Genomic DNA, 14968 nt, shown 5'->3' on the forward strand with positions numbered 1-14968 from the left:
TCTACCCTCAATCCCCGGGCTGCCTCGCCCGACTTTACGACTCCGCCATCGGTCCCGCCAGAAGCGCCGGGTCGGCCGGCTGCGTTTGCGGGAGCCGGATCACGAAAGTGGCGCCCTCCCCGGGCCTTCCCTCGGCGTGGATCTGGCCGCGGTGCCGCTCGATGATCCGGCGCACGATGGCCAGGCCGATGCCGGTGCCGGCGTATTCCTGGCGCGCGTGCAGGCGCTGGAACGGACCGAACACCTTCTCGGCGTGGCGCGGCTCGAAACCGATGCCATTGTCTTCAAAACGCAGGATCCAGCCCGGACCGTCCTCGGCCGGTGAAGGTTCCGCCGTGATGGTGACCACCGGGGCCCGGTCCGGGGACCGGAACTTGAGCGCGTTCGACAGCAGGTTCTGGAACACCTGGCGCAGCTGGGTCGGGTCGCCCTCCAGCGTGGGCAGCGGGCCGGCCACCACGCGGCCGCCGCTGGACTCCAGCGCGGCCTCCAGGTCGTCCAGCACGCCGGCCAGCACCTGGCCCAGGTCCACCGGCTTGAAGGGCTTGCCGCGCGCCGCCACCCGCGAATAGGCCAGCAGGTCGTCGATCAGCACCTGCATGCGCGCGGCGGCCTGGCTGGTGCGGTCGAGGTAGTCGCGCGCCTCGGCGGCCAGGCCCTCGGCATGGCGCTGCTGCAGGCGGTCGGCGAAGGCGCGGATCTTGCGCAGCGGCTCCTGCAGGTCGTGCGAGGCGATGAAGGCGAAGTCCTGCAGCTCGCGGTTGCGGTTGTTGAGGTCGGCCAGGGTCTGGCGCAGCGCCGCCTCGGAGCGCAGGCGCTCGGTGATGTCGCGGCCCACGGCATACACCAGCCCGTCGTCGTCGGGCGAGGACATCCACTCCATCCAGCGCACGCCGCCGTCGCGGCGCACGTAGCGGTTGACGAAGGCGGTGGGCACGGCCTGGCGCCCGGCCAGGGCCGCGGCGCGGTCGCCGGTCTTGGGCCAGTCGTCGGGATGCACGAAGGCCTGGATCTCGCGGCTGCAAAGCTCCTCGCGGCTGTAGCCGGTGATCTCGCTGAGCATGGGGTTGACCTGGACGAAGCGCTGGCTCGCCGGGTCGAAGACCACGAAGACCTCCAGCGACATCTCGAAGAAGCGGTCGCGCACGCCCAGCCGGGTCAGCAGCCGCGCGCGCTCGATGGCGATCACCGCCATCTGCGCGAACTGCATGGCCACCTGCTCGTCGTCGGCGTTGAATTCGCCCCGGTACTTGTCGCTCAGCTGCAGGATGCCCAAGGTCTTGCCGTCGCTGCCCACCAGGGGCACGGCCAGCCAGCCGCGCATCGGCGGGTGCCGCGAGGCCTCGGCGCCGAAGCCGCGCCAACGGGGGTGGGCCTCGAGCTCGGCCTGGCCCATGCGCATCGGCTTCTGCTGTTCGCCCACCATCATGTAGATGCCGGTGCAGTCGATCGGCGCGTCGTAGTCGCGCCACTGGGCGTACTTCTCCGACAGCGACATGGCGCTGATCAGCTGGGTACCGCCCTCGGAAGGCTCGACGCTGACGACCGCCTGGTGCGCGCCGACGATCTCGCGGACCTTGTCCACCAGCTGCTGGTACAGCGTCGCTTCGCCGAGGTCGCGGTTGATGGCGATGGAGGCTTCGCTGAGCCGCTGCAGCTGGCGGCTGAGCTGGTCGGCCGCGTCGAGCGCACCGGACAGTTCGCGCTGGTGCTTGTGCAGCAGGCTGATGTCCTGGGCGATGCCGAACACGCCCGTGACCCGGCCCTCGACCACGATAGGCAGGTTGGTGACGCGCAGCTCCACCCGCGAGCCGTCCACGGCCAGGCCGGCCATCTCGTAGCTGCGGGCCTCGCCCCGGCAGGCGGCTTCGAAGTGCGCGCGCACCACGTCGCGGTGCTCCGGCACCGTGCGCTCGTCGAAGCGCTGGCCGATCACCTGCGCCGGCTCGACGCCGGCGAGGTGGGCGAAACTGTCGTTGACCGAGGTGTAGCGCCCCTCGAGGTCGAGCGAATACACCGCGTCCGGGTGCTCGTCGAACAGGGAGCGGAAGCGCTGCTCGCCCAGCTCGAGGTTGCGGTAGGCCTCGGCGTGCTCGATCGCCACCGCCACCAGCGAGGCGAGGCCGTCGATGGTGGCCAGCTCGGCCGGCGTCGGCTCGCGCGGTTCGCGGTAGTAGGTGGCGAAGGTGGCCAACACCTTGCCCGAGGAGGATTTCACCGGCGTGGACCAGCAGGCGCGCAGGCCGTGCTCGCGCGCCAGCCCCCGGTAGTCTTCCCAGAGCGGGTCGGTTTCGATGTCGGTGACCACCACGCGTTCGCCGCGCCAGGCCGCGGTGCCGCAGGAGCCGGCCTTGGGCCCGATCGCCAGGCCATGCACCGCGGCGTTGTAGGCCGCCGGCAGGCTGGGCGCCGCGCCCTGCAGCACGTGCTGGCCGCTTTCGTCGAGCAGCAGGATCGAACACAGGGCCCCGGCGAACTGCTCCTCGCAGACGCGGGTGGTGGCCAGCAGGCTGTCGGTGAGCGGCCGCCGCGCCGCGATGCTGGCCAGCACGCTGCGCTGCCCCGCTTCCAGCTGCCGCGCCCGCTTTCGCTCGGTGATGTCCTGCACGCTGCCGGAAATGAGCCAGGGCCGGCCGTCCTCGCCGCGCAGCACGCGGGCGCGCTCGTGCACGTGGCCGACGCTGCCGTCGGGCAGCACGATGCGGTGCTCCACGTCCATGTCGGGGCCGCCCTCGAGCATGCGCTGCTGGGCCGCCTGCAGCCGCGCCAGGTCCTCGGGGTACACGCGCGCGGTGAAGGCCTCGAAGGTACCTTCGAACTCGCCCGGTCGGACGTGGAAGATGCTGTAGACCTCGTCGGACCAGCGCAGCGAGTTCGCGGCGATGTCGAATTCCCAGGCGCCCATGCGCGCCACCTGCTGGGCGCGCTGCAGGCTTTCCTTCGCCTCGCGCAGGGCGTTGGCCTGGCGCTCGGCCTCGGTGACGTCGCGCGCCACGGCGAACATCAGCCGCTCGCGCGGCGACCACACCGCCGACCACTGCATGGACACCACGCTGCCGTCCTTGCGCAGCACGCGGTTGCGGAAGTCCACCGTGGGCCGGCCGGCCAGCACCGCGGCGCCTTCGCGCAGGGTGTTGGCGCGGTCGTCGGGGTGGGCCAGGTCGAAGTAGGCCCGGCCCACCAGCTCGCCGGGCAGGAAGCCCCACAGCGCCTGGCAGGCGCTGCTCACCTGCGTGAAGCGGCCGTTGGCGTCGATGACGCAGATGACGTCGAGCGAGTTCTCCAGCACCAGCCGGTTCATCACCAGCGACTGCTCGAGCCGGCGCGAGAGCTCGCGCAGCGCGTCCTCCGACTGGTGCCGCTGGGTGACGTCCTGGATGGCGCCCGAAGCCGCCACCGGCGTGCCGGCCTCGTCGCGCACCAGGGTGCCCAGCTCGCGCACGAAGCGGGTTTCGCCGTCGGGCCGGACGATGCGGTATTCGATGTCGAGCTCGGCTTCGCCGGCGTGCAGGCGCCGCTGCGCGTCCTGCAGGCGCCCGCGGTCCTCGAAATGCACCAGCTGCAGCATCGCCGGCAGGCTGTTGCGGGCCTGCCCGCGCGGCAGGCCGAAGATGCGCAGCACTTCCGGCGACCAGGACAGCTCGCCGGTGGCCAGGTCGTATTCCCAGCTGCCGAGCTGGGCGATCTGCTGGGCGCGCTCCGAGGCCGCGCGCGCCTTGACCATGCCCGCCTCGGCGCGCTTGCGCTCGCTGATGTCCTGGAAATACACCGCCAGGCCGTGCGGGTGCGGGAACACCCGCGCGTAGAACCAGGCCGACAGCGGCGGGAAGTGCACTTCGAATTCACGGGCCCGGTTGTTGGTGACCGCGTCGCGGAACTCCCGCTCGATCACCGAGTCGCGCGCTTCGGGGAACGCGTCCCAGACCCGGGTGCCGACCAGCGCCTCGCGCGGGCGCTGCATCAGCTGCTCGGCGCGCGGGTTCACGAACACGAAGCGCCAGTCGCGGTCGAGCGTGTAGAAGGCGTCGCTGATGCTGCCGAAAACCTGGGAGAGCTCCTGTTCGGCCTCGCCCAGCGCCGCGCGCGCGCGTTCGGCCTCGGCCATCTGGCAGGCCAGCTCGGTGCCCTTGCGCTCGGCCTCCTCGGCGCGCTCGCGCGCCAGGCCAGCCAGCCTGAGCGCCAGCGCCAGCAGGCCGCCGCCGAGCAGGCCGGTGAACAGCAGCAGGTTCGCCAGCGGCGCGCCTTCGGCCTCCGCGGCGGGCCAGATTTCCATGACCAGCTGGTCGTCGGGTCCTTCGATAGGCAGCACCAGCGGCGCCGCGGCGCCCGGCATGCCGCGCTGGTAGAGCAGCGTGCCGCCGTGCCGGATGCGCAGCGCGTTTTCCTCCGCCACCGAGGCCAGCACGCGCGGGTAAAGATCGTCGTGCATGACCGCGGCGGCCACGTAGCCCTGGAAGCCCTCCGCGCCCACCATCGGCGCGATGAGCAGCTCGCCCGGCCGCCCGTTGAGCAGCAGGATGGGCCGCGACTTCTCGGGCATGCCGCTGCGGCGCGCCCGCTCGAAGGCCTCGGCGCGCACCCGCTCGAAATCGAGCCGGATGCCCAGCACGTCGGCGGCGAAACCCTCGCGCTGCAGGGTGCCCATCACCCGCGTCTCCGGGTCCACCCAGAGCACGGAGGCGAAGCTCGGGAAGTCGCGCAGGTAGATGGCCGAATCGAGCCGGAACAGGTGTTGCCGCTCTTCTTCGCCGCTGGCGCCGGCGAGGCGTTCGGACATGCGCCGCAGCGCGTCGCTGCGGCCCTGCTCGCCGGTCTCGATGGAACGGCGCACCAGCTCCGCCCGCTGCTCGAGCTCAAGCTGCGCGCGACGGCCCTGGTCGCGGTCGATCGCGTACCACATCAGCACCGACGCGGCCGTGGCGCCCAGCGCCACCACCACCGGCATCCAGGCCGCCCGCTGCCGCAGCGTGCGCTGGATCTCGGCGCCACCGAAGCCCAGCCCGATGCCGATCAGCGCCATGGACACGCCGGTCATCAGCGCCATCGGCGTGTGCGAGCCCCAGCCGCGCAGCACCGGGATGCCGAACACGTAGCCGGTGAGCACGATCAGCGCGATCACCGTCACCACGAAGCCGCAGGCCCAGGTGGCCGACCAGCGCACCGGGCTGCGCTGCCCCCCAGGAGGCGCCAGCACCACGCCCAGGATGCCGAGAAGGAAGGCGGTGGCGGTGTTCGGCGCCATGCGGCCGGGCACCACGCCCTCGGCCACGATGCCGTGGCTGAGCAGCCATTCGCCCGCGCCCACGGCCCAACCGGCGTATTCCTCGGCCAGGCTGACCAGCGCCAGCAGCACCACCGGCAGCAGCGGCAGCAGCGCCAGGTTCCGGCGGCCGGTGGCGAGCAGGCGCAGGGCCACGGCCATCAGGAAGGCGCAGAAGGCGGTATTGAACTGCATCGGCACGTAGCGGGTGCCGCCCTGCACGATGTACGGCGCGTGCAGCCACCAGCCGGCCATCACCAGCAGGGCAAGGCCGGCGAGCAGCGCCGAACACAGGCGCAGCATGCGCTGCGGGCCCGGCTCGAGGTCGCGCACCAGCAGCCAGGCGGCGACGCCGCCCCAGGCCAGCAAGGGCGCGATGCCCAGCGGCAGGGCCTTGCCGCCGCCCTCGACCAGGGCACGCAGCGCCAGCAGCACCAGCGCCAGCAGCAGGCCACCGGCGGCGCGCGCCAGCATCGACACCCCGGGGTGCCGCCCGGCGGCCTGCGCGGCCAGCGCCAGGGCGCCCACCAGCGACGCCAGCCAGGGCGCCACGCTGCGCGTCGCGGCGTCGGCGCCGGGCCAGGCCACCATGGCCAGGCCCAGGGAGCCCAGTGCCAGGCCCGTGGCCAGCACCTTCCAACGCCGGCGGTCCACCCGCAGCCAGAGGCCGGCGGCCAGCACGGCCACGGGGGCCATCGAAAGCCAGGCCGGCCAGCCGGAAGGAACGAAGGCGTCGAGCCAGGCGGCCTCCACCGCACCCACGGCGGCGAGCAGCACGGCAAGCAGCCGTGCCCGCGGGTCGCCCTGCCCTGCGGCGTTCCCGGTGGCCTGTGCCGCTTTGCGATCGCTCGCCATGCGTGGTCGGCGCCCTCCTGGCGCCGCCCCCCGCGTCGCCCGTGGGCTAATAAGAGCCCATGTGGGGCAGGAAAGCCAAGCCCCGCCGCGGGAGTGGTGCCGGCTCCCGGAATCGAACCGGGGACCTACCGCTTACAAGGCGGTTGCTCTACCAACTGAGCTAAGCCGGCATGGCGCGGATTCTAGCCTGCCGCGACGGTGTTACTGGCAGGGCGCGGGGCGCGCTTCCAGCCCGCTGGCGTCGCCGATCGCCGCGGCCCAGTCGAGCCCGGGCTCGGCGGCCAGGTCGATCCACCACTGCGCGGCCTGTTCGGTGCGCGGTTCGAGCACGGGCTGGAAACCCTGGCCGGCGACTTCGTCGCGGCGCTTCTCGGCGTTGGCCAGCTCGCGGAACAGGCCCAGCGAAATGGTGTTCTCCTCTTCGCCGGCGGTCACGACGTAGTAGTCGCGCACGCCACGCGCGGCCAGCTGGCGCGCGGCGGCCAGCGCCTGCTCACGGCTGCCGGACGCGGGCAGGAACACGCGGTAGCCGCGCAGTTCGGTGGCCGGCAGTTCCCGGAACTGGATGCGCGCCACGCGGGGCGTCAGTGCATTCATGGCCGCGCGCAGCTGGGCCGGCGTGGCGAAGGGGCCGATGCTCAGGCACAGCGGTGCGTCGGGCAGCGGCACCGGCACGGCGGCCAGCTCCACCGCGTCGGGCGGCGGCGGCGCCTCGGCCTCGCCCAGCAGCACCAGGCCGCCGACGCCGGTTTCCATCGGCGGCGGCGGTGCCTCCACCGCGGGCACGTGCAGCCACCACCACAGGCCAACGGCGAGGTTCATGCACGCCAGCAGCACCACCAGGCCACGCACCATCATTGCGGTTCACTCCCGGCCTGCGCGGCGTACACCGCCAGGCCCTCCAGCACCAGCGCGGGCGCCAGTTCGTGTTCGATGTCGAGCGACTGCGCCAGCCGTGCCGCGCCACCGCCGCCCAGCAGCAGCCGCGGTGCCTGGCCAAGCAGGCGCGTGGCTTCGCGGTGGCTGCGTTCAACCAGCCCCAGCGCCGCGCCAATGCTGCCACCGGCGAGCGCGTCGGCGGTGTCGCGGGCGAAGGCCTGGGCTTCGCCGCCGGCATAGGCCAGCGCGGGAAAAAAACGCGCGGCCAGCGCCGAGCGCATGTGCTCGGGGCTGGGCGCGATGACGCCGCCGCGGTGCTGGCCGCCGGCGTCGAGCAGGTCCACCGTGAGCGCGCTGCCCGCCGACACCAGCAGCCACGGGCCGAGCCCGCGCGCATGCGCGGCCAGCAGCGCCAGGAAGCGGTCGACGCCCAGGCGCGAGGGCTCGGCGTAGGCGATGCGCACGCCGGCGCATTCGGCCAGGGTGCGCACGCGCGTGGCCGGGTGGCCGCTGCGCGCCAGCGCCTCGGCCACGGTGGCGGTGAGTTCCGAGCTGGCCACGGAAGCAAGCCAGCAGCGGTCGCCCGCCGCCAGCTGCGCCAGCCAGCGCTGCAGCGAGGGCGCGAAATCGGCGGCGCCATGCGCCCAGGCCTGCATTTCGCCCAGCGCCCGGCCGGGCGACCAGGGGGCCACCTTCAGGCGGGTGTTGCCAAGGTCGAGCAGCCAGTTCATGCGGCGCGCAGGCTCGCTTCGCCTGCATGGCACAGGTGTTCGCCGGCTTCGGTGCGCAGGCGCAGCGCGCCGTCGTCGGCCAGGCCGAGCGCGATGCCTTCGACCACGCGCGGGCCTTCCTGCACGCGCACGGGCTTGCCGGCGAGCAGGTCGTGACGCGCCCAGGCTTCGCGCCACGGTGCCAGGCCCTCGCGTTCGAAGCGCGCGAGCATCGGCAGCAGCGCGTCCAGCAGCGCCGCGGCCACGGCTTGGCGGGAAGGTGGCTGCGGCACCAGACCGGCCAGGTCGCACCAGGGCTGGTCGATGCTCTGCGCGGCGGACGGCGGCATCGCCACGTTCAGGCCCAGGCCCACGACCACGTGCAGCGGGCCGGCGGCGTCGCCGCGCAGCTCCACCAGGATGCCGCCGAGCTTGCGTGAACCCACCAGCAGGTCGTTCGGCCACTTCAGCCCGACTTCGCGATACCCCAGTCCATGCAGCGCCTGCACCGCGGCCACGCCCACGGCGAGGCTGAGCCCCTGCAGCGCGGCGATGCCGCCGTCGAAACGGCGCGACAGGCTCAGGTAAACATGCGCGGCCAGCGGCGAAGCCCAGGCGCGCCCGCGGCGGCCGCGGCCGGCGGTCTGGCGTTCGGCCAGCCAGGCGCGCGTGCCCTGCGCCGGCGCCGGCTGGCGCAGCGCCTCGGCATTGGTGGAATCGGTTTCGAACAGCACCTCGAGGCCCGCCAGTTCCGCGCGCGCCGCGGGCGACAGCGCGGCGGCCAGCGCGTCACCATCAAGCAGCTGCAGGGGCCGCGCCAGCGCATAACCGCGGCCGGGCTGCGCATCGACCTCCACGCCCGCCTCGCGCAGCGCCTCGATGCGCTTCCACACCGCGCTGCGGGTGATGCCCAGCGAGGCCGCGAGCTCGGCGCCGGACGCCGGCCCCGCGCACAGCCGCGCCAGCAGCGCGCGATCGCTCACGCCCGCCCCCGGAACAGCCGCGCCCAGATCCGCACGCGCTCGAAGCGGCTTTCGGTGCCGGCGCGCAGGCGCGCCAGGTTGCTGCGGTGCGTGTAGGCCAGGAACAGCGCCACGCCCGCGGCGAACACCAGCCTCGGCAGCGGCGCATCGGTGAGCAGCGCGAAGGGCACCAGCACCGCGCCGGCCAGGATGGTGGACAGGCCCACGTAACCCGTGGCGGTGAGCACCAGCAGCCAGGCGCCGATGAGCACCGCCACCGACACCGGCCACGCCACCAGCAGCGCACCCACCAGCGTGCCGGCGCCCTTGCCGCCGCGGAAACCATGGAACACCGGGTACACGTGGCCGAGGATGGCCGCGGCCGCCGCGGCATACGGCAGCCAGGCCTCGCCGCCGCCGAAGCGTTGCGCCAGCCAGACCGCCAGCACGCCCTTGCCCACGTCCACCAGCACCGTGCCGAGCGCGAACTTCCAGCCCTGGGTGCGCAGCGCGTTGGTGCCGCCGGCGTTGCCGCTGCCGTGCTGCCGGATGTCCACGCCGCGCAGGCGGCCCAGCAGCAGGCTGCCCGAAAGCGAGCCGAGCAGGTAGGCGGCGAGCAGGAGCAGCAGCGTGGTCAACGTCGGCGAAGTCATGCCGGCATTATGCGGGAGCCCCGCGGGCGGCGTCAGTCCGCGGGCTGCAGCGACACCACCAGCGCACCGGGGCCGGCATGCGCGCCCACGGCCGAGCCGGTTTCCACCAGCCAGCCCTGGGCCACCTCCAGGCGTTCGCGCAGCGCGGCCAGCAGGCGCTGGCCGTCTTCGGGCGCATCGCAGTGGCCCACCACGACGCGGTAGCGCCGGCCCTTGGCCACGCGTTTGGCCACGTACTCGGCGTAGCGCTCGGGCAGCCGCGACTGGCCGAACAGGCCGCCGACCACGCCGAGCCGGCCGCTGTCCTTCACCTTCGCCAGCGGCGTCAGGCCCAGCCACTCGACCACGGGCTTGGCCCAGGCCGGGATGCGGCCGCCGCGCACGGCGTGGCTGATGTTGCGCGCCATGGCCCAGGTCTGGGTGAGCGGCTTGAGCCGCGCCAGTTCTTCCAGGATCTGCGCGGACGTCGCGCCCGCCACCGCCATCTCCGCCGCGCGCATGGCCAGCAGGCCTTCGCCGCCGGAAGCGTTGCCGGTGTCGAACACGTGCGTGCGGCCGGGGCTGCAGCGCTGCGCGGCGGTTTCGGCCGACTGCAGCGTGCCCGACACCGCGCGCGAAAGACCCACGTACACCAGTTCGCGGTGGTGCGAGAGCAGGAATTCGAACTGCCGCCGGAAGTCGCCCGGCGGCGGCTGGCTGGTGCGCGGCAGCACCAGCTCGGTGCGCAGCTTGCGGTAGAACTCGGCGGTGGAAAGGCCGACCTTGTCCAGGTAGTCCTGGTCGCCGAAGTTCACGCGCGCCGGCACCATGTGGATGTTGAGCCGGCGCAGCTCCTCGTCGGGCAGGTCGGCGGCGCTGTCGGTGATCACCGCCACGCCGACGCCGCCGGCGGCGGTGCGCGCCTGGGCGTGCATGTCGTCGGCCTTGGCGCCTTCGACGCGGCCGAAGCGGCCGGCCACTTCGAACAGCTGGCTGGGCTGGGCCACGTGCGCGTGCAGGCGCACGCGGGTGTGGCTGCCGGCGATCACCACGCAGGACGCACCCAGCTCGCCCACCGCCGCGCGCAGGCCGGCGCGGTCCAGGCCCTCGCCCACCAGCAGGCATTCGCTGCACCAGCGGTGCTCGGGGTCGGCGTCGCCGAGCTCGCCGTGCGCTTCGGCGGCTTCCAGGTCGGCCGGCAGTTCGTCGGCGACGCCGGCGGCGTCCACCGCGCCCGAGGCGATGAAGTCGTGGATGCCCTCGAGCAGGTCCACGAAACCCTGCGCGCCGGCGTCCACCACGCCGGCCTTGGCCAGCACCGGCAACTGCGTCGGGGTGGCGGCCAGGGCCCGGCGGCTGCGCTCGAGCGCGCGCGCGAACCAGCTGCCGAGGTCGTCGTCGGCGCGCGTGTCGAGCCCATCGGCGAAGGCGCTGATGACGCTCAGGATGGTGCCCTCGCGCGGCTCGGACAGCGCCTGCCGGGCCGAGTTGGCGCCGGCGCGCACGGCGCGCGCCAGCGCGGCGGCCTCGAGCGCGCGGGCGGTGCCCACCGCTTCGGCGACGCCGGTGAAGAACTGCGCCAGGATGGCGCCGGAATTGCCGCGCGCACCGTCCACCGCGTCCTCGCCGACCCGGCGCAGCAGGTCGCCGGCGCCCTGGGTGCGGCGGCTCAGCGCGCCGGCCAGCACGCCTCCCAAGGTGAAGGCGAGGTTGCTGCCGGTGTCGCCGTCGGGCACCGGGAATACGTTGATCTTGTTGAGCGCCTCGCGCTGCGCGATCACCCGGCGCGCGCCGGCGATGAGGGCGCGGCGGAGCGCGGGGCCGCGGATGAGCGGGCGTGGGAAGGTGAGGGTGGCGGCATTCATGTGCCGCCGGAGTCTGCCCGAAGCGCGCGCCGGCGCCATGCTGCGGCGCCGCAAAAACGGCACTGGCGTCCGGCCCCGGCCAGCGTAGAATCCGATGCAACCCTTGGCCGCCCCGGCGCATCCGAATGGGTGTCCCGTTCCGCAGGTGAAGACCATGACCCGCCTTCTGCTCGCCCTCAGCCTGGCTTTCGCCACCACCGCGGCGTTCGCGTCCGAACCGGCGCAGGCCGAGCCCGATGGGGGCCTTTGCCCCAAGCAGGAAGCCCAGGACGCCAAGCCGGCCAACGGCAAGTCCACCGAGCCCTCCGCCGGCCCGGGCGCCACCGCGCCGGTGCGCCCGCGCAGCAGCGGCGCCGCCGGCCGCAGCACGCCCCGCTGGAACACCCTGCTGCCCGGAATGATCCGCTGAGCCCGCCCGGGCTTGCCTGATCGCGTCGCCGCCCGCACCCTGCGGGCATGAAATCCCTGCTCAAGCGCCTGCGCTCCGCCACGAGCCAGCCGCGCCTGTCGCCCACCGACCGCGACGCCCTGCTCGCCGCCCTGCCCTTCCTCGCCCGCCTCGACGCCGCGCGGCGCGACCGCCTGTGCACGCTGGTGGCGCGCTACCAGGCCGGCAAGACCATCACCCCGCTGCACGGCCTGGCGCTCGACGACGCGCAGCGGCTGCAACTGGCCGCACTGTGCTGCCTGCCGCTGCTCGAATTCGGCGCCGAGGGCCTGCACGGCTGGTCGCAGGTGCTGGTCTACCCCGGCGCCTTCCGCGTGCACCGCCGCCACCACGACGAGGACACTGGCGTAGTGGATGAATGGGTGGACGAACTGGCCGGGGAAGCCTGGGAACAGGGCCCGCTGGTGCTGAGCTGGGACGACGTGCTGGCCGACCTGGCCGAGCCCGAGGCCGGCTTCCAGCTGGTGGTGCACGAGATGGCGCACAAGCTCGACGCCCTCGACGGCGCCATGGACGGCACCCCGCCCCTGCCCGCCGCCTGGCAGCGCGCCTGGGCCCGCGATTTCCAGCAGGCCTACGACGCCTTCTGCAAACGCGTGGACGCCGGCGAGGACACGCCGATCGACGCCTACGCCGCGGAAGCCCCCGAGGAATTCTTCGCCGTCGCCAGCGAATACCACTTCTCGGCGCCGGCGCTGCTGGCCAGGGAAATGCCGGCGGTGGCCGGGCACCTGCAGCGCTTCTACGGCGAGTCGCCGATCCCCGCGCGCTGAGGCGGCGTCAGTAGGCCGGCGGGAAACGCACGGCGAAACGCGCGCCGCCGAGTTCGGGCGCCGGGCCCACGGTGAGTTCGCCGCGGTAGGCCGCCACGATGTCCTGCACGATCGACAGGCCGATGCCGTGGCCCTGCACGCGCTCGTCGCCGCGAACGCCGCGCTGGAGCAGGCGCTCCACCTGCTCAGGCGGGATGCCCGGGCCGTCGTCGTCCACCACGAAGGACACGCCGGGGCGGCGGTTGTCCGGCGCCGGCTCCACCGTCACCGTCAGCAGCACGCGCTTGCGCGCCCACTTGAAGGCGTTCTCGACCAGGTTGCCCATCAACTCCTGCAGGTCGCCCAGCTCGCCGTGGAAACGCGCCGCCGGGTCGATCTCGAATTCGCAGAACACACCCTTGCTGGCGTACACCTTCTCGAGGCCGGCGACGATTTCCTCGGCGCGCGGCTCGATCTCCAGCGGCGCCGAATACAGCGCATGGCCGCTGCGGGCGGCGCGCGAAAGCTGGTAGGAGACGATCTCGTTCATGCGCTGCACCTGCGCACCGACCTCGGCGCGCAGCTCTTCGTGGCTGGCGTCGGCGTCCAGGCGCGAGCGCAGCACGGCCAGCGGGGTCTTGAGGCTGTGGGCCAGGTCGGACAGCGTGTTGCGGCTGCGCTCGAGGTGGCTGCGCTCGCTCTCGATCAGGCTGTTGATCGATTCGGTGATCGACTCGAGCTCGCGCGGGTGCCGGCCCGAGAGGCGCTGGCTGCGGCCCTGGCGCACGCGCGAGAGTTCGCGCTCGACGTCGCGCAGCGGCAGCAGGCTCCAGCGCAGCACCAGGATCTGCACCAGCAACAGCAGCAGCGCCGCCATCACCAGGTAGCCCCAGAGCGCGCGCCTGAACACGTTCACCTGGTCCTGGATCTGGCCGGCGTCCTCGAACACGCTGAAGGTGATCGGGAAGTCGCCGGCGCTTTCCCAGATCACGCCCATCGAATAGGCGTAGACGCTGTTCTCCAGGCCGCGGGCGTCGACGATGCGCAGCGGGCCCTCGAAGCGCTTTTCGGCAGGCTTGAGGAATTCCACCGGCGGCAGCGAGCGGCCCAGCGCGGACGCGGACTCCCAACTCAGGCCCTCGCCGCGCACGTTCGCATACAGGCCGCTGCCCGGGCTGAGCAGGCGCGTGTCGGGCGGGATCTCGGGCGAGATGAAGGCGCCCGTGCGGTCGAATTCACTTTCCTGGATGTAGGCGTTGGCCAGGTTGGCCAGGCGTTCGCGCAGGGCGTTCTGGGCCGTCTGCACGAAGGCGCGGTCCAGGGCGTAGCCGGTGAGCCCGAGGAAGGCGACCAGCGCGACGCTGGCCGCCAGCATCTGCCGGGCCTGCAGCGACAGCGTGCGCCAACCGCGCACGCGGGTTTACTCGTCGCGCGGGATGGCGAAACGGTAGCCGCGACCGCGCACGGTCTCGATCGGCTTGATCTCGCCCTCGGGGTCGAGCTTCTTGCGCAGGCGGCCGATGAAGACCTCGAGCACGTTCGAGTCGCGGTCGAAATCCTGCTGGTAGATGTGCTCGGTCAGGTCGGCCTTGGACACCAGCTCGCCCGCGTGCAGCATCAGGTACTCGAGCACCTTGTACTCGTAGCTGGTGAGGTCGACGCCGGCGCCGTTGACGGACACCGTCTGGGCCGAGAGGTCGAGCTTCACCGGGCCGCAGTCGAGCGTGGGCTTGGACCAGCCGGCGGCGCGGCGCAGCAGCGCGTTCATGCGCGCCAGCAGCTCTTCCACGTGGAAGGGCTTGACCAGGTAGTCGTCGGCGCCGGACTTCAGGCCCTCGACCTTGTCCTGCCAGCTCGAGCGCGCGGTGAGGATGAGGATGGGGAACTTCTGGCCTTCGGCGCGCAGCGCCTTCACCAGGTCCATGCCCGACATCTTGGGCAATCCCAGGTCGATCACGGCGATGTCGAACGGCACTTCGCGGCCGTGGTACAGGCCTTCCTCGCCGTCGCCGGCGGTGTCCACGGCGAAACCTTCGCGCTTCAGGCGCGCGGCCAGGGTTTCACGGAGCGGGGCTTCATCCTCGACCAGCAGTACGCGCATGGCGTCTCCTTCGACAGGGGAACGGCCCAGGGGGGGCCGGGACAGGGGGAATCAGTTCTCGGCGTCGCCGCGGCGCGGTTCACCGCGGCCCGCCTCGACCTGCGGTTCCGGGCGCACCTCGACCGGCTCGGGCCGGCGGGCACGGTCGCGCAGCATGAGGCTGCGGCGGTCGGTGCGCGGCGGCTCGCGGTCGCGGGCGTCGTGCATCACGCGCACGCGGCCGTCCGGGGTGAGCACCTTGTAACGATAGACCTCGCGGCCACCGCGCTGCATGCGCTCGGCCTGCAGCACCCGGCCGCCGTCGCGCTCGACCTCGCGGATGCGCTCGGCCGCCTCCAGGCGGCGCTGGCGCGCTTCCTCGGCATGCACCGGGGCCGCGGCGGCGGCAACGGCGACAAGCAGCAGCAGGGGTCGAAGGGCGTTCAGCATCAGCGGGATACTAGCTCCGAGCGGGGGGTCCGGCTAGCCGGATGACGGGGTGAAGTCTGGTTCCGGGGCAGTGAA

General features: G+C 73.0%; 11 protein-coding genes and 1 tRNA gene. 2 read left to right on the top strand and 10 right to left on the bottom strand.

Going from position 1 to position 14968, the window contains the following annotated elements; translation table 11 throughout:
• Window positions 1-34: 34 nt before the first annotated feature.
• From ACE3Q2_RS04665 to ACE3Q2_RS04695, 7 genes are all read right to left on the bottom strand, one after another.
• Window positions 35-6115: a PAS domain S-box protein gene (locus ACE3Q2_RS04665; RefSeq protein WP_374473141.1), complete on the bottom strand. Its 6081-nt coding sequence runs from the start codon at window positions 6113-6115 to the stop codon at window positions 35-37.
• 94 nt (window positions 6116-6209) lie between these two features.
• Window positions 6210-6285 (bottom strand) — tRNA-Thr (locus ACE3Q2_RS04670).
• A 31-nt stretch (window positions 6286-6316) separates the two neighbouring features.
• Window positions 6317-6973 carry an SPOR domain-containing protein gene (locus ACE3Q2_RS04675; protein ID WP_374473143.1) on the bottom strand — a complete coding sequence of 219 codons (657 nt, stop codon included), beginning with the start codon at window positions 6971-6973 and terminating at the stop codon, window positions 6317-6319.
• Window positions 6970-7725, bottom strand: a complete 756-nt coding sequence (locus ACE3Q2_RS04680; protein ID WP_374473145.1) for a type III pantothenate kinase — start codon at window positions 7723-7725, stop codon at window positions 6970-6972. The genes ACE3Q2_RS04675 and ACE3Q2_RS04680 overlap by 4 nt, the downstream gene beginning before the upstream one ends.
• Window positions 7722-8687, bottom strand: coding sequence for a bifunctional biotin--[acetyl-CoA-carboxylase] ligase/biotin operon repressor BirA (gene birA, locus ACE3Q2_RS04685; RefSeq protein WP_231696433.1), 966 nt, complete (start codon window positions 8685-8687; stop codon window positions 7722-7724). Before birA ends, ACE3Q2_RS04680 begins: the two co-directional genes overlap by 4 nt.
• Window positions 8684-9319 carry a glycerol-3-phosphate 1-O-acyltransferase PlsY gene (plsY, locus tag ACE3Q2_RS04690; RefSeq protein WP_231696434.1) on the bottom strand — a complete coding sequence of 212 codons (636 nt, stop codon included), beginning with the start codon at window positions 9317-9319 and terminating at the stop codon, window positions 8684-8686. Before plsY ends, birA begins: the two co-directional genes overlap by 4 nt.
• A 32-nt stretch (window positions 9320-9351) precedes the next feature.
• Window positions 9352-11163, bottom strand: coding sequence for a DegV family protein (locus ACE3Q2_RS04695; RefSeq protein WP_231696435.1), 1812 nt, complete (start codon window positions 11161-11163; stop codon window positions 9352-9354).
• A 154-nt stretch (window positions 11164-11317) separates the two neighbouring features.
• Between ACE3Q2_RS04695 and ACE3Q2_RS04700 the strand changes: the two genes are divergently transcribed.
• Window positions 11318-11572 carry a hypothetical protein gene (locus ACE3Q2_RS04700; protein ID WP_231696436.1) on the top strand — a complete coding sequence of 85 codons (255 nt, stop codon included), beginning with the start codon at window positions 11318-11320 and terminating at the stop codon, window positions 11570-11572.
• A gap of 47 nt (window positions 11573-11619) precedes the next feature.
• Window positions 11620-12384, top strand: coding sequence for a M90 family metallopeptidase (locus ACE3Q2_RS04705; RefSeq protein WP_231696437.1), 765 nt, complete (start codon window positions 11620-11622; stop codon window positions 12382-12384).
• Window positions 12385-12391: 7 nt separating this feature from the next.
• On the opposite strand, the gene ACE3Q2_RS04710 is transcribed toward ACE3Q2_RS04705, so the two are convergent.
• Genes ACE3Q2_RS04710 through ACE3Q2_RS04720 form a run of 3 tightly spaced genes read right to left on the bottom strand, consistent with a single transcriptional unit; the run spans window position 12392 to window position 14893 of the window.
• Window positions 12392-13738 (bottom strand): ATP-binding protein, encoded by a 1347-nt coding sequence (locus tag ACE3Q2_RS04710; RefSeq protein WP_374473196.1) that lies wholly within the window; start codon window positions 13736-13738, stop codon window positions 12392-12394.
• A gap of 45 nt (window positions 13739-13783) precedes the next feature.
• Complete coding sequence (locus ACE3Q2_RS04715; RefSeq protein ID WP_043804803.1) at window positions 13784-14464, bottom strand: response regulator transcription factor; 681 nt, start codon at window positions 14462-14464, stop codon at window positions 13784-13786.
• Between the two features lie 51 nt (window positions 14465-14515).
• Window positions 14516-14893: a hypothetical protein gene (locus tag ACE3Q2_RS04720; protein WP_231696439.1), complete on the bottom strand. Its 378-nt coding sequence runs from the start codon at window positions 14891-14893 to the stop codon at window positions 14516-14518.
• Window positions 14894-14968: the final 75 nt, after the last annotated feature.

It is taken from the genome of Arenimonas sp., assembly GCF_041913985.1.
Taxonomy (GTDB): Bacteria; Pseudomonadota; Gammaproteobacteria; order Xanthomonadales; family Xanthomonadaceae; genus Arenimonas.